Origin of the sequence: Streptomyces inhibens (genome assembly GCF_003389455.1) — a bacterium.
Taxonomy (GTDB): Bacteria; Actinomycetota; Actinomycetes; order Streptomycetales; family Streptomycetaceae; genus Streptomyces; species Streptomyces inhibens.
The window spans coordinates 15,807-34,678 of record NZ_QUAC01000027.1; the positions used below are offsets into that span (position 1 = coordinate 15,807).

The 18,872-nt window shown below is 72.1% G+C and carries 19 protein-coding genes and 1 pseudogene; 12 read left to right on the forward strand and 8 right to left on the reverse strand.

Going from position 1 to position 18,872, the window contains the following annotated elements; translation table 11 throughout:
- Nucleotides 1-64 precede the first annotated feature (64 nt).
- The 5 genes and pseudogenes from DY245_RS04265 to DY245_RS45780 form a co-directional block, all read right to left on the reverse strand.
- On the reverse strand, nt 65-397 hold the full coding sequence (locus tag DY245_RS04265; RefSeq protein WP_128503623.1) for a type II toxin-antitoxin system VapC family toxin: 333 nt from the start codon (nt 395-397) through the stop codon (nt 65-67).
- 80 nt (nt 398-477) lie between these two features.
- Nucleotides 478-735 (reverse strand): hypothetical protein, encoded by a 258-nt coding sequence (locus tag DY245_RS04270; RefSeq protein WP_128503625.1) that lies wholly within the window; start codon nt 733-735, stop codon nt 478-480.
- Between the two features lie 81 nt (nt 736-816).
- The gene (locus tag DY245_RS04275) at nt 817-1,929 is read right to left on the reverse strand and encodes a MurR/RpiR family transcriptional regulator (RefSeq protein ID WP_128503627.1); all 1,113 of its coding nucleotides are present in this window, start codon (nt 1,927-1,929) and stop codon (nt 817-819) included.
- Between the two features lie 157 nt (nt 1,930-2,086).
- A partial coding sequence (locus DY245_RS45775; protein WP_244942820.1) for an aromatic amino acid lyase occupies nt 2,087-2,665 on the reverse strand: 579 nt, incomplete at its 5' end.
- Between the two features lies 1 nt (nt 2,666).
- Nucleotides 2,667-3,659 (reverse strand): annotated as a pseudogene (locus DY245_RS45780) (aromatic amino acid ammonia-lyase); the annotation flags it as partial.
- Nucleotides 3,660-3,855: 196 nt separating this feature from the next.
- Here DY245_RS45780 and DY245_RS04285 point away from each other — a divergent pair.
- The 5 genes from DY245_RS04285 (at nt 3,856) to DY245_RS45785 (ending at nt 7,662) form a co-directional block, all read left to right on the forward strand.
- Nucleotides 3,856-5,046 (forward strand): ABC transporter ATP-binding protein, encoded by a 1,191-nt coding sequence (locus tag DY245_RS04285; protein ID WP_128503629.1) that lies wholly within the window; start codon nt 3,856-3,858, stop codon nt 5,044-5,046.
- Nucleotides 5,043-5,717, forward strand: a complete 675-nt coding sequence (locus DY245_RS04290) for an ABC transporter permease (protein ID WP_128503631.1) — start codon at nt 5,043-5,045, stop codon at nt 5,715-5,717. Before DY245_RS04285 ends, DY245_RS04290 begins: the two co-directional genes overlap by 4 nt.
- A 7-nt stretch (nt 5,718-5,724) precedes the next feature.
- A complete protein-coding gene (locus DY245_RS04295) occupies nt 5,725-6,396 on the forward strand; it encodes an ABC transporter permease (protein ID WP_128503633.1) in 672 nt (223 codons plus the stop codon).
- 46 nt (nt 6,397-6,442) lie between these two features.
- On the forward strand, nt 6,443-7,369 hold the full coding sequence (locus DY245_RS04300) for an ABC transporter substrate-binding protein (RefSeq protein WP_128503635.1): 927 nt from the start codon (nt 6,443-6,445) through the stop codon (nt 7,367-7,369).
- A gap of 86 nt (nt 7,370-7,455) precedes the next feature.
- Nucleotides 7,456-7,662 (forward strand): STAS domain-containing protein, encoded by a 207-nt coding sequence (locus tag DY245_RS45785; protein WP_244942821.1) that lies wholly within the window; start codon nt 7,456-7,458, stop codon nt 7,660-7,662.
- An 8-nt stretch (nt 7,663-7,670) separates the two neighbouring features.
- On the opposite strand, the gene DY245_RS04310 is transcribed toward DY245_RS45785, so the two are convergent.
- The gene (locus tag DY245_RS04310; RefSeq protein WP_128503640.1) at nt 7,671-8,699 is read right to left on the reverse strand and encodes a sigma-70 family RNA polymerase sigma factor; all 1,029 of its coding nucleotides are present in this window, start codon (nt 8,697-8,699) and stop codon (nt 7,671-7,673) included.
- A gap of 211 nt (nt 8,700-8,910) precedes the next feature.
- Here DY245_RS04310 and DY245_RS04315 point away from each other — a divergent pair, with 211 nt between their 5' ends.
- Complete coding sequence (locus DY245_RS04315; protein ID WP_128503642.1) at nt 8,911-9,510, forward strand: class I SAM-dependent methyltransferase; 600 nt, start codon at nt 8,911-8,913, stop codon at nt 9,508-9,510.
- A gap of 76 nt (nt 9,511-9,586) precedes the next feature.
- On the opposite strand, the gene DY245_RS04320 is transcribed toward DY245_RS04315, so the two are convergent.
- The gene (locus tag DY245_RS04320; RefSeq protein ID WP_128503644.1) at nt 9,587-10,630 is read right to left on the reverse strand and encodes a LacI family DNA-binding transcriptional regulator; all 1,044 of its coding nucleotides are present in this window, start codon (nt 10,628-10,630) and stop codon (nt 9,587-9,589) included.
- A gap of 130 nt (nt 10,631-10,760) precedes the next feature.
- Here DY245_RS04320 and DY245_RS04325 point away from each other — a divergent pair, with 130 nt between their 5' ends.
- The 4 genes from DY245_RS04325 to DY245_RS04340 all read left to right on the forward strand — a co-directional run bounded on the left by DY245_RS04325 (nt 10,761) and on the right by DY245_RS04340 (nt 14,298).
- Nucleotides 10,761-11,678 carry an amidohydrolase family protein gene (locus DY245_RS04325; protein WP_128503646.1) on the forward strand — a complete coding sequence of 306 codons (918 nt, stop codon included), beginning with the start codon at nt 10,761-10,763 and terminating at the stop codon, nt 11,676-11,678.
- Nucleotides 11,675-12,232: a cysteine dioxygenase gene (locus tag DY245_RS04330; RefSeq protein WP_128503649.1), complete on the forward strand. Its 558-nt coding sequence runs from the start codon at nt 11,675-11,677 to the stop codon at nt 12,230-12,232. Before DY245_RS04325 ends, DY245_RS04330 begins: the two co-directional genes overlap by 4 nt.
- Before the next feature lie 198 nt (nt 12,233-12,430).
- Complete coding sequence (locus tag DY245_RS04335) at nt 12,431-13,843, forward strand: purine-cytosine permease family protein (RefSeq protein ID WP_128503651.1); 1,413 nt, start codon at nt 12,431-12,433, stop codon at nt 13,841-13,843.
- 41 nt (nt 13,844-13,884) lie between these two features.
- Nucleotides 13,885-14,298: a hypothetical protein gene (locus DY245_RS04340; RefSeq protein WP_128503653.1), complete on the forward strand. Its 414-nt coding sequence runs from the start codon at nt 13,885-13,887 to the stop codon at nt 14,296-14,298.
- Between the two features lie 334 nt (nt 14,299-14,632).
- Here the strand turns inward: DY245_RS04340 and DY245_RS04345 are convergent, their stop codons facing one another.
- A complete protein-coding gene (locus DY245_RS04345) occupies nt 14,633-16,021 on the reverse strand; it encodes a cystathionine beta-synthase (protein WP_128503655.1) in 1,389 nt (462 codons plus the stop codon).
- A 248-nt stretch (nt 16,022-16,269) separates the two neighbouring features.
- Here DY245_RS04345 and DY245_RS04350 point away from each other — a divergent pair, with 248 nt between their 5' ends.
- Together DY245_RS04350 and DY245_RS04355 are read left to right on the forward strand one after the other, a co-directional pair.
- Nucleotides 16,270-17,283, forward strand: coding sequence for an SGNH/GDSL hydrolase family protein (locus DY245_RS04350; RefSeq protein WP_425329343.1), 1,014 nt, complete (start codon nt 16,270-16,272; stop codon nt 17,281-17,283).
- 193 nt (nt 17,284-17,476) lie between these two features.
- A complete protein-coding gene (locus DY245_RS04355) occupies nt 17,477-18,697 on the forward strand; it encodes an acetyl-CoA C-acetyltransferase (RefSeq protein ID WP_128503657.1) in 1,221 nt (406 codons plus the stop codon).
- Nucleotides 18,698-18,872: the final 175 nt, after the last annotated feature.

Sequence of the window (18,872 nt, forward strand, 5' to 3'; positions counted from 1 at the left end):
GCGCGCGCCGCCACCCCTCAGCGGCCGACCGGGGAATCCGCCGGGCAGGGCGGCGCCGCGGCGGTCAGGGGAGCAAGGAGAACGCCGTGACGTGCTGCGGGCGGACAGCGGAGAAGTGGCGGCGGTCGATCGTGGCGATCTCGCTGAGCCCCAGGCGCTCGGCCACGGCGACGACAGACGCGTCGACGCTCCCCAGGGGGAAGTCGGCGTACTTGCGGAGGAGTTCGCCGACCCGCGTGTAGTCGGTGGGCTCCAGGTCCACCACTTCCAGCGTGCCGAGGGCGAACAAGTCGATGAAAATGGCCTCGTCCTGGGCGCCCAGCCGGCTCTCGATGAGCCAGGCGGTTTCCGTGACCACAGGAGCCGGTACGAGCAGGCGTCCCCGAAAGGCGCTCACCTATTCCGCGCACCGCCGGTGATCGTTGTCGCCGTCGTCGGCGATCGCATACAGCACGCCGGTGTCCAGAATCAGCGCCCTCACGTCAGGCGCCCCTCGTCGATCGCCTCCTGCACGATCTCACGGTGCCGCACAGCCGTATCGGAGTGGCCTGACCTGCCCATTCCCACGAATGCCGCGAACCCGGGCCGCTCAATGGAGGGCGGCAGCTGGTCCTCTTCCACGAACGGGGCGAGCTCCGGATCGGCATCAGCCAGCGCGCGCACATGCCGGATCTTCTCCGCGGGAAGCCGGTCCAGCAGGTCACATAGGTGTGCGTAGTCTTCCGCTGCGGTCATATGCCGAACGTACGCCGAGCCGCCCGGGCCTCCCCCGGATAAAACGGCCGCCACCCGAACGGGTGGCCCCCCGCCGCCCCCTCACTCCACGAACAGCCCCCGCGCCGCCGCCTTCGCGTCGAACTCCTCCAGGCGGGCCTGGGCGTCGGGGAGGGCGTCGCACATCGCCTCCAGGAGGACGCGGCCCAGGAGCATGGGGGCGCAGGCCGTGTCGAAGGCCAGGCCGGTGCCGACCGGGGCCGGGAGGAGGAGGTCGGTGTGGTGGGCGACGGGGGCGAAGACGCTGTCGGCGACGGTGACGACGGTCAGGCCGGCCGTGCGGGCGTATTCGAGGGCGTCGACGACCTCGCGGGGATGGCGGGGCAGCGCGAAGCAGAGCAGGGCGCTCGCCCCGGCCCGTACGGCGGCGTCAACGCGGTCGGCGAGCATGGTGCCGCCCTCGTCCAGGAGGCGGACGTCGGGGTGGACCTTGCGGGCGAAGTAGGTGAAACCGGCGGCCTGGGCGGTGGCGGCGCGCAGGCCGAGGACGGGGAGCGGGCGGGAGGCCGCGAAGAGGCGGCCGGCCTCGATCACCGGGGACGGGTCGGCGAGGGCGGTGGCGAGATGGCGGAGGTTGTCGATCTCCGCCTGTACGGCCTGCTGGTACTCGTTGTACGAGCCGGTGTCACCGGGCTTCTCGGCGGGTGCGACCTCGCGCAGATGACGGCGGAGCGCCGGGTAGCCGTCGAAGCCGAGCGCGACGGCGAAGCGGGTGACGGACGGCTGGCTGACGCCGGCCAGTTCGGCCAGTTCGACGCTGGAGAGGAAGGGCGCATCGGCGGCCCGGCGGACCATGCAGTGCGCGATCCGGCGTTGGGTGGGTGTCAGCCGGTGGCCCTCGAAGAGTTTTTGCAGACGGGCGGCGGTGCCGGTGGCCGCACCGGCGGCGGTGCCGGTGCCGGTACCGGTGGCCGCTTCGGTGCCGGTACCGGCCTCCGTGCCTGTGCCGGCCTCCGTGACGGTCACCGCCTTCGTGGCAGTCACCGCCTCCGTGACGGTCACCGCCTCCGCGGCCGGTGCCCGGTCGCCCCCGCCCTTCGACTCGTCACCCCGCGACGCGCGATCCCCCGACGCGCGATCCCGCGACACGTCACCCCTCGACCCGTCGTCGGCCGCGCCGCCGATGCCACCGCCGTTGTCCCCGTCCCCGCTCATCGCCTCTTCTTCCCGGCCCGTTCGTGCGGGGCCTTGTCCTGTGTCGACCGACTGTACGGAATTCCTGGCCCGCGCCGGTCCGGGCTACGCGTACGGTTCCGGCCGTACGGGATCATCCCGGCCCGCGGACGCCGCGACGCATGCTCCCCGGCACCTCTCACAACCCCGCCAGCTCGTCCAGCAGCCCCGTCGCCACCGCGACATCGTCCGTCAGCGGGCGGTCCTCCATCCGCGGGTCGAGGGCCTCGGCGGCCAGCGCGAAGGCGGCGGCGAGCGGGAGGCCGGGCTCGGGTTCCAGGGAGCGCATGCGCAACGCCCTTACCGCGGCGACCAGTTCGCAGGCGAGGACCTGGCGGTAATACGTGCAGGCGCGCAGGGTCTGACGGGCGCCCAGTGAGGCGAAGCTGGCCTGTTCCTCGACGCCGCGGGAGAGGACGGCGTGGCCGAGCGAGGCGGGGTGGGAGACCGCGCGCATCTCGCCGAGCGCCGCGCCGGCCGCGTACTCCAGGATCATCACGCCGGAGCTGGCCGGCGCGGCATCGCCCAGGAACGGGCGCAGGCGGGTGAAGTCGGGCTCGGAGAGCGCGGCGAGGCGGGCGGTGGACAGCCGGGCGGTCTGCAGCACGGCCAGCCGGAAGGCGTCCAGGGCCAGCACCGCGTGTGCGGCGTAGAAGTTGCCGTGGTGGTAGGCGGCCTGGTCCTCGATGCTGATCAGCGGGTTTTCGGCGGCGGCGTTNCAGCACCGCGTGTGCGGCGTAGAAGTTGCCGTGGTGGTAGGCGGCCTGGTCCTCGATGCTGATCAGCGGGTTTTCGGCGGCGGCGTTCACCTCGACGGTGAGTACGGCGTCGAGGGTGTCGGCCGCGTCCAGCGCCGGGCCGTGTATCTGGGGGATGCAGCGGAAGCCGTAGGGGTCCTGGATGCGGCCCAGGGGCGGGGTGGGGCGGGGCGGGATGCCGGAGAGCGTGCGGATGCGCTCGGCGGCGGCCGCGGAGCCGGGGTGCGGGCGGGCGAGCATGACCGGCTCGGCGAAGGGTTCGTACGAGCCGCCGACCGCGAGGAGGGAGAGCGCGGCGATGGGGAGCGAGGCGGCCAGCAGCCGGCGCAGTTCGTCGAGGGCGAGCGCGGACTGGCCCAAGGTGAGTGCGTTGCTGCTGATCAGGGCGAGGGCGTCGTTGTTGTCGAGGGCGATGGGCGCGGGGGCCCGGCCGCCCCGGTCGCAGTGCCAGGGGTGTTCGCCGGCCAGTGCGAGGCCGGTCTGGGCGAGCGCGGCGAGGTCGCCGGTGCCGACCGCGCCGTGTTCGTTGACGACGGGGTGCGCGCCGGAGTCCAGGGCGGCCAGCAGGGAGGTGATGACGGCGGGGTTGAGGCCGGCGCCGCCCGCCAGCAGCTGGTTGGCGCGCACCGCGAGCATGGCGCGGACCTCGCGGCCGGGCAGCGGGTCGCCGATCGCGCCGGCGTGGCTGCGCAGCAGCCGTAGTCCGTGTTCGGCGTCGGCGGCCCCGACGTCCTCCGTACGGTTGGCCCCAACGCCGGTGCTGCGCCCGTAGACCCGGCCGGTGGCGGCGAGGCGGCGGGCGGTGTCCCAGGATTCCTCGGCGCGGGCAAGTGCCTTGGGGTCGGGCGCCGCGGGGTGCGCGGTGCGCTCCGCGAGGGCGGCGATATCGGCGGTGTGCAGCCCGGTGCCGTCGAGTGTGATGCGCCGGCCGGCCCGTCGACCGCTGTCCAGCATATGAGAAACCAAGGGGCTCAACTCCCTCTTATAACGCGCTTTGTGGACGGAAGTCCGACACCTCGTTCCGTACGGTGAATCGAAGTAACAGGCAATTAATGGGCGATGTAACAGGCGATTTACCCGCGCCTATTGACTTCTATTCACGCGCCTAAGACTCTGCATGACACTATGCAGGCCGGGCAAGGGGCAGCGGATGATCAAGTTCGACGCAGTCAGCAAGCGATACCCGAATGGCACAACCGCCGTGGACGATCTGTCCCTGGATCTCCCCGAGGGCGGCGTCACCGTCCTCGTCGGATCATCCGGATGCGGCAAGACGACCACCCTGCGGATGGTGAACCGCATGGTCGAGCCGACCTCCGGCACCATCAGCGTCGGCGGCCGCGACATCCTGGAGGCGGACGCCGCCGAGCTGCGCCGCGGCATCGGCTACGTCATCCAGCAGTCCGGCCTTTTCCCTCACCGTACGATCCTGGACAACATCGCGACGGTCCCGCTGCTGCTGGGCTGGGGCAGGCGCAAGGCGCGCGCCCGGGCCGCCGAGCTGCTGGAGCTGGTCGGTCTGCCGACCGACGCCGGCAAGCGCTATCCGCACCAGCTCTCCGGCGGCCAGCAGCAGCGCGTCGGCGTCGCCCGCGCACTCGCCGCCGACCCGCCCGTCCTGCTGATGGACGAGCCCTTCGGCGCGGTCGACCCGGTCGTGCGCACCCAGCTCCAGAACGAGCTGCTGCGGCTCCAGGAAGAACTGCGCAAGACCGTCGTCTTTGTCACCCACGACATCGACGAGGCGGTCCGCCTGGGCGACCGGATCGCGGTCTTCCGCACCGGCGGCCGGCTCGTCCAGTGCGCCGAGCCCGCCGAGCTGCTGGCCCGCCCCGCCGATGATTTCGTCGCCGACTTCCTGGGCGCCGAGCGGGGGCTGAAGCTGCTCTCGCTCACCACCCTCGCGGAGGTGCCGTACGCGCCCGGCCAGGCGATACGCGCGGACGAGCCGGTCGACAAGATCTCCCGCGACGGGGCGCGCTGGCGTCTGGTGACCTCCCCGCGCGGCGAACCGCTGGGCTGGCTGGACACCGACACACTGCCCAGCGGCGGGACGGCCGGCGAGGCTCGTCTGGAGGCCGTACGGGCGCTGCGGGACACCGACTCGCTGCTCTCGGCGCTCAACGAGGCGGTCTCCTCCCCGGCCGCCGCCGTCGCCCGGGTCACCGCCGACGGCATCCTGACCGGCCTCACCTCGCGCGACGCCATCCACGAGCGGGCCGGCCGCAGCCACGCGGAGGCAGGACGGGCGGCGGCCACCAAGGAAACCGCCCCTGACGCGCCCGCCACCAAGAACGCCACGCTCCGCAAGACCGCCCCCACCGCGGAGCGCCCCGCATGACCATCGAATGGGGCTGGTTCCCCGACCATGCCGACGAGATGACCCGCCTGACCGCGGACCACCTCGCCACCGCCGTGCCCGCCGTCCTCCTCGGCCTGCTGATCGCGCTGCCGCTGGCGGTCCTCGCGCACCGCGTACGGCCGCTGCGCGGCTTCGTCCTCGGCGCGTCCAACATCCTCTACACCATTCCCTCCCTCGCCTTCTTCGTCCTGCTGCTGCCGATCACCGGTCTGACCCGCACCACCGCGATCGTCGGTCTGACCGCATACACCCTGGTCGTGCTCGTACGGAACACCGTCGAGGGCCTGGACGCGGTCCCGGTCAAGGCCCGCGAGGCATCGAAGGCAATGGGGACCAAGCCGCTGCGCACCCTGCTCACCGTCGAGCTGCCGCTCGCCCTCCCGGTGATCATGGCGGGCGTACGGGTCGCCACGGTGATGTCCATCTCCCTTGTCAGCGTGGCGAGTTACATCGGATACGGCGGCCTCGGCCAGCTCTTCACCGACGGCTTCCAGCGCAACTACCCCACCCCGGTCATCGCCGGCGTGATCCTGACCCTGCTGCTCGCCCTGGTCGCCGACGCGCTGCTGGTGACCGTCCAGTGGCTGTGCACCCCCTGGCGGCGCGGCACCTCCCGGCAGCGCACCTCCAAGCTGTGGAAGCGGGCGTGACGTACCGATGCTCGAACTCCTGAAGAACCTCGCCTCCTGGCTGACCAGTCCGGCCCAGTGGTCGGGCCCCGAGGGCATCGCCACCCGCGTCCTGGAGCACCTGGAGTACTCGGTGCTCGCCACCCTGGCCGCGGCCGTGATCGCGCTGCCGATCGGTCTGCTCATCGGGCACACCGGCCGCGGCGCCTTCCTCGCCGTCAACCTCTCCTCCTTCGGCCGGGCGCTGCCCACCGTCGGCCTGGTCACCCTGGTCTTCCTCGCCGGCGGACTGAGCGTCTGGCCGGTGTATGTGTCCCTGGTCGCGCTCGCCGTGCCCGTGATCATCACCAATACGTACGCGGGCATGGCCGCCGTCGACCCCGAGGTCAAGGACGCCGCCAAGGGCGTGGGACTGCGCGGCCGCCAGATCCTGTGGCAGGTCGAACTCCCGCTGGCCCTCCCCTTGATCATGACCGGCGTACGGCTGGCGACCGTGCAGGTCGTCGCCACCGCCACCATCGCCGCCTACGTCAGCTTCGGCGGGCTGGGCCGCTATGTCTTCGACGGGCTGGCGCAGCGCGACCTGGTGCAGGTCCTGGGCGGTGCGGCCCTGGTCGCCGTGCTCGCCGTCGCCGCCGACCTGGCCCTGGGCGGCCTGACGCGGCTGCTGTTCCGCGGCCGCCCGGCCGCCGCCCGCTGAGCATCCGCCGCCCCCGCCCCTACGTACGTCCCGAGGAGCTCCGCCCATGAACCGTCGTACCGTCCTGACCGCCCTCCTCGCCGGCGCCTCGGCCCCGCTGCTGGCCTCCTGTTCCTCCGGCATCACCTCCCTCAAGGGGGACGGCGCCGGCGGTGACAGCGGCAACAGCAGCGGCGGACTGACCATCGGCACCGCCAACTTCACCGAGAACCAGATCCTCGGCTACCTGTACGCGGGCGTGCTGAACGCCGCCGGGGTCAAGACCACCGTCAAGCCCAACCTCGGCTCCCGCGAGATCGTGGTGCCCGCGCTGCGCTCCGGCGATATCGATCTGCTCCCCGAATACCAGGGCAGCCTGCTGCTCTATCTCGACAAGAAGGCCACCGAGACCGAGGCGGGCGCGATGCAGAACGCGCTGGCCACCGTGGTGCCGGACGGTCTCGAAGTCCTCCCGTACGCGGCCGCCGAGGACCGCGACAGCTTCGCGGTGACCCAGGAGACCGCCGACCGCTACGGCCTGAAGACGCTCGCCGATCTGCGCAAGGTCAACGGCAAGCTGGTGTTCGGCGCCGCCGCCGAGATGAAGAAGCGGGTCGTCGGGGTCGTCGGCCTCAAGGACCAATACGGCGTGGAATTCAAGGAATTCAAGGCGCTGGACTCGTCCGGGCCGCTGGTCAAGGGCGCGCTGAAGAAGGGCGATATCGACGTCGCCAATGTCTTCACCACCGATGTCGACATCGTGGAGAACGGCTGGGTGCTGCTCGCCGACCCCAAGAATCTGATCCCCGCCCAGCACATCGTCCCGCTGATCGCCTCCCGCAAGGCCGACTCCAAGGTCCGCAAGGCGCTCGCCCGCCTCGGCAACACCCTCACCACGCCCCAGCTCACCGAGCTCAACCGCCTTGTCGACAAGGAGAAGCGCGACCCGGACCGGGTGGCCGACGCCTGGCTGAAGAAGCACAAGCTGGGCTGAGGCGGGGCGGGCGGCCGGATCACCGTCCGCCGGCGGACGGCCGGGCTGCCGCACGATCCGGCTCCTACGCACACCCGCGCACGACGGTGCTCTGCGACGTACGCGCCCTGAAGGCCCCCGGCACCACCACCGTCGAGGCCCTGCTCCGCCTCCAGCTCACCGCCCGTCGGCTGGGGCACGGCATCCGGCTGCGCCACGTACCCGAAGCGCTCCGGACTGTCCTGACGGTGACGGGGCTGACCGAAGCCCTGCCCGTCGACCGCGCCCGGAAAGCGCCGCCCATCCCTCCCTGAACGGGCCGCTATGCCTCTTCGGCCTGGCCGCCGTACCGGAGCGGCAGACCGAACAGCGGGAACAGCCGCTCGGTGTCCAGGAACGAATTGAGTGCGGTGATCCGTCCGTCCGCCGTGTCGATGACCTGGATCGCCCAGGGCTCGCCGTCCGCGCGGTACTGCCCGAACGCCGGCCGGCCGTTCGCGGCGGCGACGGCCACCAGATGCGACCCCTCGCAGCCGTGGCCGGGACCGCGCAGCCACTTCAGGATGTCCTCGCGGCCGCGCAGCCACAGTGCGTACGGCGGCATGGAGAGCGTGGAGTCCTCGTGCAGCAGGGCCGTGAGGGCGTCCATGTCGAAGCGTTCGAAGGCGTCGACATAGCGGCCCAGCAGGGCCTGCTGGGCGTCGTCCAGGGGGCGCGGCGGTTCGCCGGCGGTGTCGCCGGACGCGGCGAGGGTGGCACGGGCCCGCTGCAGCGCACTGTTGACCGAGGCGACCGAGCTGCCCAGCAGCTCGGCGACCTCGCTCGCCGACCAGCTGAGCACCTCCCGCAGGATCAGCACCGCCCGCTGCCGTGGCGCCAGCCGCTGGAGCGCGGAGATGAACGCGAGCCGGACCGACTCCCGGGCGACGGCCGCCTCCGCCGGGTCCCCGGCGGACGCCAGCACCCGCTCGTCCGGGACCGGCCCGATCCAGGTCGCCTCGGGCAGACCCGCCCCGACCGGTGTGTCCACGCTCGACGGGGAGGCAAGATCCATCGGCCGGGCCCGGCGCCGGCTCCCCTTGAGCAGGTCCAGGCACACATTCGTGGCGATCCGGTACAGCCACGACCGCAGCGACGCCCGGCCCTCGAAGCGGTCGTAGCTCCGCCAGGCCCGCACCATGGTCTCCTGCACGGCGTCCTCGGCCTCGAAGGCGGACCCCAGCATCCGGTAGCAGTAGCCGGTCAGCTCGGTACGGTGCGCCTCCAGCCGGTCCGCCAACTCCCCGGCGGGCGCGCCCTGTTCGGCAGCGTCCGCCGCTGTGTCCCGGCTCGCCGCCGTGGCTTCGCTCATCGAGGACCGCTTCATCGAGGACCCGCCCCTCCGCCCGTCGGCCGACCACCGGCACCGCGCCCCGACGGTACCGGAGCACCCCGCACCAGTCTGCTCCCCCGGCGGGAGGCCCGCAGCCGGAGACCCACTTCGGAGACGTACGGCCAAAGACGTACAGCCGGAGCTTCGCATTCCGGGGCCCGCCCGCGGCACGCCGCCCTAAGGTGCGCGCATGACCGACCACACCGCCACCACCCGTGACACATACGACGCCATCGCCCCCGCGTACGCCCGGCGCTGGCGCTCCGCCCCGCCCCAGATAGCGGCCGAGGCCGACCGCCTCGTCGCACTGCTCCCCTCGGGCGCGAGGATCGCGGACATCGGCTGCGGACCCGGCCACCACACCTGCCTGCTGCGCGACCGGGGCTTCGAGGTCACCGGCTTCGATCTCTCCCGCGAGATGCTCGCCGCCGACGCCGTCCCCGGCCTCGTCCAGGCGGATATGCGCGCCCTTCCCCTGGCCCGTGCCGCCGTCGACGCGGTCTGGTGCGTGGCCGCGCTGCTCCATGTCCCGCGCCCCGAAGTCCCCATGGCACTGGGCGAGTTCGCCCGTGTCGTACGACCGGGCGGACCGCTCGTCCTGAGCCTCGCCGAGGGCGACGGCGACGGCTGGGAACCCGTCCCCTACGCCCCGGACCTCCGCCGCTGGTATGTCCAGCACCGCCTGGCCCCGCTCACCGCCCAGCTCGCCACCGCGGGCTTCACCGTGACCGGCCACACCCGCTGGTCCACCCACCGCGACTGGCTGATGGTGCGGGCGCGACGGGTATGAGAACGCGGGCGCCGCACCCAAAAGCCCGCTGGGCACCGCGCCCGAAGACTCGCCGGTCACCGCGCCCGGAGGACCGCTACTCCGCCACCCGCAGCGCCGACCCCCGCTCCGACAGGCGCGGGGCGCACAGGATGCGTTTACGGCGGACCCGGCGGCCCTCGATCGCGGCGACCGCGAGGCGGGCGGCCTCCTTGGCGATGTCGGTCAGACCCCAGTCGACGGTGGTCAGGGGCGGGGTCAGGACGCGGGAGACGGGGTGGTCGTCGAAGCCGACGACGGAGATGTCGCGGCCGACGGTCAGCGAGGCCTCGGCGGCGGCCGCGTAGACGCCGTACGCGATGGAGTCGGAGAAGCAGAAGACGGCGGTGGGCGGGGCGAGGCCGGCGGAGGTCTGCCGGCGGCCGTCCGGGCTGTTGGTCAGCACCCGGCGGGCGATCGCGGTCGCCTCGCCCAGCTCCTGGGCGCAGGGCAGGACTTCGACCTCGATACCGAGGCGGTCGGCGGCCTCGCGCACATAGACGTCGGCGGGCCGGTCGGGGGTGGAGGGGCCGGTGGGGGTGAGGACGGTGACGCGGCGGTGGCCCAGGCCGCGGAGGTAGTCCAGGACGGCGTCGATGCCGGCGCGGTTGTCGAAGAGCACCTCGCCGGCCGTACGGGCCCGGCTCAGCGCATCGCCGATGGAGACCACCGGCACGGCGTCGGCGATCTTCGACCAGCCTTCGGCGGACGGGTCGACGGGCGAGACCAGCAGACCGTCCACGCGCTGGTCGCGCAGCTGCTTGGCGAGCGCGAGCTCGCGCTCGGGGTCGCCGCCCGCGTCGAGGATCAGCGCATAGCGGTCGCCGGCCAGCAGCTCGCGCCCTATCGCGGCCATCAGCTGCTGCTGCCAGAGGTCCTGAAGATCGCCGGCGAGTACGCCGACCGTGCTCGTACGGCCGCTGGCGAGGGCGCGGGCGATCGGGTCGGCCTCGTAGCCGAGCTCGGCGGCGGCCTTGCGCACCCGCTCCTCGGTCTCCTTGGAGACATGCTTGCCGCGCAGCGCGTAGGAGACGGCTGCGGTGGAGAGTCCGGTGGCCTCGGCCACCTCGCGGAGGGTGGTGCGCTTATTGGGCCTGGCCATGTCCGGAAGCCTACCCAAGGAGGGCGCGGCACCTCGCCACCGAGCCGTTACGCCCTTGACAGCGAAGCCTGTTAACCGCTTCACTTAAACGCATCAGTTAAGCGGTTAAGTGAAGCGGTTGAGGAGGCTCGTGCCCACCGACGTCCACCAGCACATCTGGCCGCCCGAGTTCGTCGCGCTGCTGCGGGCGCGCACCGCCCCACCGCGGCTCGACGGCTGGACGCTACACCTGCCCGGGGAACCTCCGTACGCCGTCGGCCCCGCCGACCACGACATCGCCGCCCGCGCCCGGCTCGCCCGCGCCGACGGCCTCGATCTGGCCCTGGTGTCGCTCTCCAGCCCGCTCGGCATCGAATATCTCCCGCCCGAGGAGGCCGCACCGCTGCTCGCCGCCTTCCACGACGGCGCGCTGGACCTGCCCGCCCCCTTCGGCGTCTGGGCCTCGGCCTGCCTCTCGGCCCCCGAACCGGACACCGAGGCGCTGCGGCGCGAGCTGACCCGCGGCTGCGTGGGGCTCCAGCTGCCGGCCACCGCGCTGCTCGACGCCGCGGGCTGGGCCCGCTGCGCGCCGCTGCTGGATGTCACTGCCGAGCTGGACAAGCCGCTGTTCATCCACCCCGGCGCGGCCCCTCCCGCCGACGCCGGCGCGCCCGCCTGGTGGCCCGCCCTGGTCCCCTACCTCCAGCAGATGCACGCCTCCTGGTTCGCCTTCCGCGCCTTCGGCCGGCCGCGCCACCCGGATCTGCGGGTCTGCTTCGCGGCGCTGGCCGGTCTGGCGCCGCTGCACGGCGAGCGGCTGGTCGCACGCGGCGGCGGCCGGGACCGCGGCCGGGTGGACGCAGGCGCCTTCTACGAGACGTCCTCGTACGGAACCCGCGCGGTGGACGCACTCGTACGGGCCGTCGGCATCGATGTGGTCGTCAGCGGCAGCGACCGCCCGTACGCCGAACCCGTGATCCCCGACCTCGGCGCGGATGCCGCCGTCCACGCCCTGCGTACCGCCAACCCGGCCCGCCTGCTGGGCCCGATGAAAGGAGCCCGTTCATGACGTACCGCACCTCCCAGGCCGACGCCGCCCGTGAGGTCCCCGACGGCGAGCAGCCGTTCACCACACTGCCCGAGCGCAATCTCGAAAAGCACGAGCTGCAGGCCCTGGTCGACGAGCTCGCGGCCCGCCCGGACCTGTGGCGCGAGCAGGTCGCGTTCTCCGACAGCGAGCGCCACTACGCATCCCTGTACCGCGATGAGTTCGTCGACGTCTGGCTGCTGTGCTGGACCCGGCAGAACGACACCGGCTGGCACGACCACGACATCTCCTCCGGGGCGGTGCGCGTCGTCCAGGGCGTACTGACCGAGTCCAACCCCCGGATCGGCGGCGAGCATCTGGCCACCGCCGTCGGCGCGGGCGCCTCCTTCTGCTTCGGCCCCGACCACATCCACCGCCTCACCGGTGCGACCGACGACGCGGTCTCCGTCCACGCCTACTCGCCGCCGCTGTGGCGCCTGGGCCAGTACGACATCACCGGGGACGGGCTGATGCGACGGGTGTCGGTCTCGTACGCGGACGAGCTGCGGCCGATGGGCGAGGTGCCGGCGGCCTGAGGCCCGGCCTCGCCCCGGGGCCTGACGCTCGGCCCCTCCTCGCGGCCTGACGCACGACCCCCGCCCCCGGGCCCGACGCGCGCCCCCGCCCGGGGCCGGACGCCGCTCGTTACCTCTAATTAACTCCCACCTATTGACCTTCCATTCATCGCCGTTGATCCTGCATGAATCCATACAGGCAAACGCGAGGCGGCATTCATGGCAGGTGTGGTGGAACAACGCTCGATCGACGTCGTCCCCGACGACGAACGGCACGGCAGCGCGGTCAGCCAGTTCACGCTCTGGCTGGGCGCCAATCTCCAGATCACCGCCGTCATCACCGGCGCGCTAGCCGTCGTCTTCGGGGCGAACGCGTTCTGGTCGCTGATCGGGCTGCTGCTCGGCAACCTCCTGGGCGGTGCGGTGATGGCACTGCACTCCGCGCAGGGACCGCGGCTCGGACTGCCGCAGATGATCACCTCGCGGGCGCAGTTCGGCGTCCGCGGGGCGGTGGTCCCACTGGCGCTGGTGATCGTGATGTACATCGGCTTCTTCGCCAGCGGCAGCGTGCTGGCCGGCCAGGCGGTCGGTGAGCTGACGCACCTCGGCGAGACGCCCGGGATCGTGCTCTTCGCCGCGGTCACCGCCGTCGCCGCGGCCATCGGCTACCGCCTCATCCACACCCTCGGCAAGATCGCCGGGCTCGTTTGCGCACTGGCCTTTGTCTACCTCGGCATCCGGCTCGTACAGCGCGCCGACATCGGCGCGCTGCTGCACGACCACCGCTTCGGGCTGCCGGTCTTCCTGCTCGCCGTCTCGCTCTCGGCCTCCTGGCAGCTGGCGTTCGGCCCGTACGTCGCCGACTACTCGCGCTACCTCCCGCGGCACACCTCGACGCGCGCCACGTTCTGGTGGACGCTGTCCGGCTCGGTGATCGGCTCGCAGTGGTCGATGACGTTCGGCGCGCTGGCGGCCGCCGCGGCGCCCGCCGCGTTCGTGGGGCACGAGGTCGGCTACATCGTCGGCCTCGGCGGCGCCGGGCTGATCGCCTCGTTCCTCTACTTCGTGATCGCCCTCGGCAAGCTCACCATCAACATCCTCAACACCTATGGCGGCTTCATGTCGCTGGTCACCAGCGTCAGCGGCTTCCGCGGGCAGCGCACGCTCTCGCCGCGCGGCCGCGCCGCCTACATCGCCGGGATCATGGTGGCCGGCACCGCCGTCGCCCTCCTGGGCAAGGACTCCTTCCTGACGTCCTTCAAGGACTTCCTGCTCTTCCTGCTCACCTTCTTCACGCCCTGGTCGGCGATCAACCTCGTCGACTACTACCTGATCTCCAAGGAGCGCTACGACATCCCGGCGCTCAGCGACCCCGGCGGCCGCTACGGCGCCTGGAACGCCCGGGCGCTGACGGTCTACGCCGTCGGCGTGCTCGCCCAGCTCCCGTTCCTGGCCACGCACTTCTACACCGGCCCGCTGGTGGAGCCGCTGGGCGGCGCCGATATCTCCTGGCTGATCGGACTCGCCGTACCGGCCGTCCTGTACTGGCTGGCCGTCCGCCGCGACACCGCGCGCATCCCGGAACCCGCAGCGCACGACGGCGAAGCGGCCCCCGCCGCATTGGGGGGCTAGCCCTACCGCGCCGCCCGCCCGCCGACCGTAATCTCACCACCATGGCGACACACGACCCCGATCTGCGGAAAGAACTCGACGCGACCCTTCAGACCCGCAAGGAGCTGGGGCCGGAGTACGAGTCGGAACTGGTGGAGTCCTTCTTGGAGAAGCTGGACAAGAACGTCGACCGGCGGGTGCGGCGGCAACTCGCCGAGCAGCAGGTGCAGGTGGCGCGCGGCGACCGGCCGCCGCGCCGGGAGGTCGCCGGCCGGGACTTCTGGGAGCGGTTCGGGGTCGCCGCCCTCTCACTGGTGCTGGCCGTCCCGCTGTCCGCGATCGCCGCGGTCAATGCCGGGCTGCCGGGTCTGCTGGTGTGCTGGGCCGGGATCGTCGGCGTCAACGCCGTCCACAGCGTGGGCCTGCGGAATCTGCTGCGGCCGCGTACGAACCACCAGGACGGGGAGTGGGACTGACGCTCCGCCAGGACGGCGAAGGCAAGAGAGGTGTTGCGGGGACCGCCGGCACCCCGGCGGAGCCGGGGGCGGGACGACGGCGGTCCCCGCAAGGGACGCGATCCGGGTCAGGGCCGGTCTTCGCATCCGGGTGGCGATCATGGAGGTCCGGGAGCCGCTCCGGAGGTCCGTATCGCCATGGACATCAATGTGCCTGACGAGTGTTAAGCCCGTGCTGCGAGCACATGACGCATACGTACACCTTGCGGCGACGGCCCGTTTCCTGACGGCCACTTGACGCCGTGCCGGATCCGGAAGGGGCGGCCGCCACGCGGGCGGCCGCCGGGGTCCGCCGCTACTTTCCGGCTTCGCGCGCCAGGTAGGCCAGCAGGTCCTGCCGGCTCACCACGCCCTTCGGCTTGCCCTCGACGAGGACGATCGCCGCATCCGCGTTCTCCAGGACCGCCATCAGGTCGGCGACCGGCTCGCCCGAGCCGACCTGCGGCAGCGGCGGGCACATGTGCTTCTCCAGCGGGTCGCTCAGCGAGGCGCGCTGGGTGAACAGCGCGTCCAGCAGCTCCCGCTCGACGACCGAGCCGACGACCTCGGCGGCCATCACATCAGGGTGCCCGGCGCCCGGCTTGACGATCGGCATCTGCGAGACGCCGTACTCGCGCAGGACCTCGATCGCCTCGCCGACGGTCTCCTCCGGGTGCATGTGCACCAGCGAGGGCAGCGCGCCCTCCTTGTGCGCCAGCACCTCGCCGACCCGGGCGGCGGGGCCGCCCTCCTCCAGGAAGCCGTAGTCGGCCATCCACTCATCGTTGAAGATCTTGGACAGATAGCCGCGGCCGCTGTCGGGCAGCAGCACGACCACCACATCGTCCGGGCCCAGCCGCGAGGCGACCTCCAGCGCGGCCACCACGGCCATCCCGCAGGAGCCGCCGACCAGCAGGCCCTCCTCCTTGGCGAGCCGCCGGGTCATCTGGAAGGCGTCCTTGTCCGAGACCGCGACGATCTCGTCCGCGACCGTACGGTCGTAGGCCGTCGGCCAGAAGTCCTCACCGACGCCCTCGATCAGATACGGGCGCCCGGAGCCGCCGCTGTAGACCGAGCCCTCCGGGTCGGCGCCGATGACCCGGACCGCACCGTCGCTGGCGTCCTTGAGATAACGGCCGGTGCCGCTGATCGTGCCGCCGGTGCCGACGCCCGCCACGAAGTGGGTGATCCGCCCGTTCGTCTGCGCCCACAGCTCGGGTCCGGTCGTCTCGTAGTGCGAGCGCGGATTGTTCGGGTTGCTGTACTGGTCGGGCTTCCAGGCACCGGGCGTCTCACGCACCAGCCGGTCCGAGACGTTGTAGTACGAGTCCGGGTGCTCGGGGTCCACGGCGGTCGGGCAGACCACCACCTCGGCGCCGTACGCCCGCAACACATTGATCTTGTCCGTGGACACCTTGTCCGGGCAGACAAAGATGCACTTGTAACCCTTTTGCTGGGCCACGATCGCGAGCCCGACGCCGGTGTTCCCGGACGTCGGCTCGACAATCGTGCCGCCCGGCTGCAGCTCACCCGACTGCTCGGCGGCCTCGATCATCCGCACCGCGATCCGGTCCTTGACCGAACCGCCGGGGTTGAAGTACTCGACCTTCGCCAGGACGGTGGCCTGGATGCCTTTGGTCACGTTGTTGAGCCGCACGAGCGGGGTGTTGCCGACTAGCTCAATCATCGAATCGTAAAACTGCACGGTGGTCTCCGCGGTCGGGGGCACGCTCTCCTGCGCCCGTGCCGCCAGCCTATTGCCCGGGTCCGTTCGGGCGTGTCTTTCGGCCCGGGGAGCGGACCCGCCGTGAGCTGATGGACACGCCGGGGAAGGATGCGTTGCGTTCCGTGCGGGAACGGGCAACACCCTGTGGAGGAGTTCTTGCTGTTTCAAGAGCGCGTCCGGCCCCCGGGCCGTGGCGCGCACGCGCTGCACGGGGAGGTGCCCGGCCCATGCCGATGACGATGTCCAGGGCGAGAGTGGCCCGGCGGATCGCCACCGCCGCCGCGTTCGGCGGGGGCGGGGTCGGCCTGCTCGGCGTCGCCACCGTGGGAGTGCTGCTGACCGAGGTCCGGCTGGCCCGCCGTACGGTCGGCGGCTCCAGCGACATTCCGCCGTGCGCCGACGGCCGCTACGGCGCCGCCTTCGGCCACCGCACCGACCGGCCACCGCTCCGGCTCGGCTTCCTCGGCGACTCCACCGCCGCGGGCCAGGGCGTGCACCGCGCCTCGCAGACGCCGGGCGCACTCCTCGCCTCCGGCCTGGCCGCGCTCTCCGAGCTGCCCGTCGACTTCCGCAATGTGGCGCTGCCCGGCGCGCAGTCCGACGATCTGCCGCGTCAGGTGGCCCTGATGCTGGCGGACGGCACCGGGACCCCGGACGTCTGCGTCATCATGATCGGCGCCAACGATGTCACCCACCGGATGCCGCCCGCCCAGTCCGTACGCCATCTGTCCGAGGCGGTGCGCGCCCTCAGCGCGGCCGGCTGCGAGGTGGTCGTCGGCACCTGCCCGGATCTGGGCACCATCGAGCCGGTCTATCAGCCGCTGCGCTGGGTGGCCCGGCGGCTCTCCCGGCAGCTGGCCGCCGCCCAGACGATCGGTGTGATCGAGAGCGGCGGCCGGACGGTCTCGCTGGGCGATCTGCTCGGCCCCGAGTTCGAGGCGCATCCGCGGGAGCTGTTCGGGCCGGACAACTACCACCCGTCGGCCGAGGGCTACGCCACCGCCGCGATGGCTCTGCTGCCGACGCTGTGCGCCTCGCTCGGCCTGTGGCCGGAGGAGGAGCGTCCGGAGCCCGCCCGCGGCGAGGGCATCCTGCCGGTCGAGCAGGCGGCCGCTGAAGCCGCTTCCGAGGGCGGTACGGAGGTCACCGCCTCCCGCGCGCCCTGGGCGCTGCTCAAGCACCGCAGGCGCCGCCAGCTGCCGACGGAGGAGCCCACAGACCGGTCGTCCGTCACGGGATGACGGGGCGGCCGCCGGGCAGGCGCGAAGCGGTACGGGAGGGCCCGTACGGGAATACCCGGCGGCCCTTCCCCGTTCCCATAAGCGCCCGCTTAGAAAAGAGGTCCGCATCACAGCACGGACCCCGTGACCTCAGCACTACGTGCAGGTAACTTCCCTCACAGTCCGCCCTTTCCCGCGCACTTGGAGCCGTGTGATGCCCGAAGCCGTGATCGTCTCAGCCGCCCGCTCCCCGATCGGCCGCGCCTTCAAGGGCTCGCTCAAGGATCTGCGTCCGGACGACCTGACCGCGAAGATCATCGAGACCGCCCTCGCCAAGGTCCCCGAGCTGGACCCGAGGGACATCGACGACCTGATGCTCGGCTGCGGCCTGCCCGGCGGCGAGCAGGGCCACAACCTCGGCCGCATCGTGGCCGTCCAGATGGGGATGGACCACCTCCCGGGCTGCACCGTCACCCGTTACTGTTCCTCCTCGCTCCAGACGACCCGGATGGCGCTGCACGCCATCAAGGCCGGCGAGGGCGATGTCTTCATCTCGGCCGGTGTCGAGATGGTCTCGCGCAGCGTCAAGGGCAGCTCCGACGGTCTGCCCGACACCCACAACCCGCTGTTCGCCGACGCCGAGGCCCGTACCGCGGCGCGCGCCGCGCAGGAGGGCGCCGACTGGCACGACCCGCGCGAGGACGGCCTGATCCCGGACGCGTACATCGCGATGGGCCAGACCGCGGAGAACCTCGCCCGTCTCAAGGGCGTCACCCGCCAGGACATGGACGAGTTCGGCGTGCGGTCCCAGAACCTCGCCGAGAAGGCCATCAAGGACGGCTTCTGGGAGCGGGAGATCACCCCCGTCACGCTGCCCGACGGCACAGTCGTCTCCACGGACGACGGCCCGCGCGCCGGTGTCACCGTCGAGGGCGTCTCCGGCCTCAAGCCGGTCTTCCGCCCCGACGGCCTGGTGACCGCCGGCAACTGCTGCCCGCTGAACGACGGCGCCGCGGCGCTGGTCATCATGTCCGACACCAAGGCGCGCGAGCTGGGCCTGACCCCGCTGGCGCGGATCGTCTCCACCGGCGTCTCGGGCCTGTCCCCCGAGATCATGGGGTACGGCCCGGTGGAGGCCAGCAAGCAGGCGCTCCGGCGCGCCGGCCTGTCGGTCTCCGACATCGACCTGGTCGAGATCAACGAGGCGTTCGCCGCCCAGGTGATCCCCTCCTACCGCGACTTGGGCATCGACCTGGACCGGCTGAACGTCAACGGCGGCGCGATCGCCGTCGGCCACCCCTTCGGCATGACCGGCGCCCGCATCACCACCACCCTCATCAACTCCCTTCAGTGGCACGACAAGCAGTTCGGCCTGGAGACGATGTGCGTGGGCGGCGGCCAGGGCATGGCGATGGTCATCGAGCGGCTGAGCTGAGCTGCAGCGGAGGGTAGGGGGCGGGCGCGAGGAACGAGCGCCCGGCACCTGCCCGCAGCGGAAGCGAAGCTCAGCGCGACCAAAAGCACGAGCGGCTGAGCTGAGCGGAGGGCGGGGACTCCGCCCCCCGGCTCGTTCGAAGGGTGTGCGCGGGAAAACGGACCAACTTCCGCCC

Coding starts and splice junctions, on each gene's coding strand:
- DY245_RS04320 (WP_128503644.1), bottom strand. CDS start 10,630: ATGGCCAGGCCCAATAAGCGCACCACCCTCCGCGAGGTGGCCGAGGCC.
- DY245_RS04300 (WP_128503635.1), top strand. CDS start 6,443: ATGAACCGTCGTACCGTCCTGACCGCCCTCCTCGCCGGCGCCTCGGCC.
- DY245_RS04350 (WP_425329343.1), top strand. CDS start 16,270: ATGCCGATGACGATGTCCAGGGCGAGAGTGGCCCGGCGGATCGCCACC.
- DY245_RS04330 (WP_128503649.1), top strand. CDS start 11,675: ATGACGTACCGCACCTCCCAGGCCGACGCCGCCCGTGAGGTCCCCGAC.
- DY245_RS04335 (WP_128503651.1), top strand. CDS start 12,431: ATGGCAGGTGTGGTGGAACAACGCTCGATCGACGTCGTCCCCGACGAC.
- DY245_RS04275 (WP_128503627.1), bottom strand. CDS start 1,929: ATGAGCGGGGACGGGGACAACGGCGGTGGCATCGGCGGCGCGGCCGAC.
- DY245_RS04310 (WP_128503640.1), bottom strand. CDS start 8,699: ATGAGCGAAGCCACGGCGGCGAGCCGGGACACAGCGGCGGACGCTGCC.
- DY245_RS04285 (WP_128503629.1), top strand. CDS start 3,856: ATGATCAAGTTCGACGCAGTCAGCAAGCGATACCCGAATGGCACAACC.
- DY245_RS04295 (WP_128503633.1), top strand. CDS start 5,725: ATGCTCGAACTCCTGAAGAACCTCGCCTCCTGGCTGACCAGTCCGGCC.
- DY245_RS04270 (WP_128503625.1), bottom strand. CDS start 735: ATGACCGCAGCGGAAGACTACGCACACCTATGTGACCTGCTGGACCGG.
- DY245_RS04315 (WP_128503642.1), top strand. CDS start 8,911: ATGACCGACCACACCGCCACCACCCGTGACACATACGACGCCATCGCC.
- DY245_RS04340 (WP_128503653.1), top strand. CDS start 13,885: ATGGCGACACACGACCCCGATCTGCGGAAAGAACTCGACGCGACCCTT.
- DY245_RS04290 (WP_128503631.1), top strand. CDS start 5,043: ATGACCATCGAATGGGGCTGGTTCCCCGACCATGCCGACGAGATGACC.
- DY245_RS04355 (WP_128503657.1), top strand. CDS start 17,477: ATGCCCGAAGCCGTGATCGTCTCAGCCGCCCGCTCCCCGATCGGCCGC.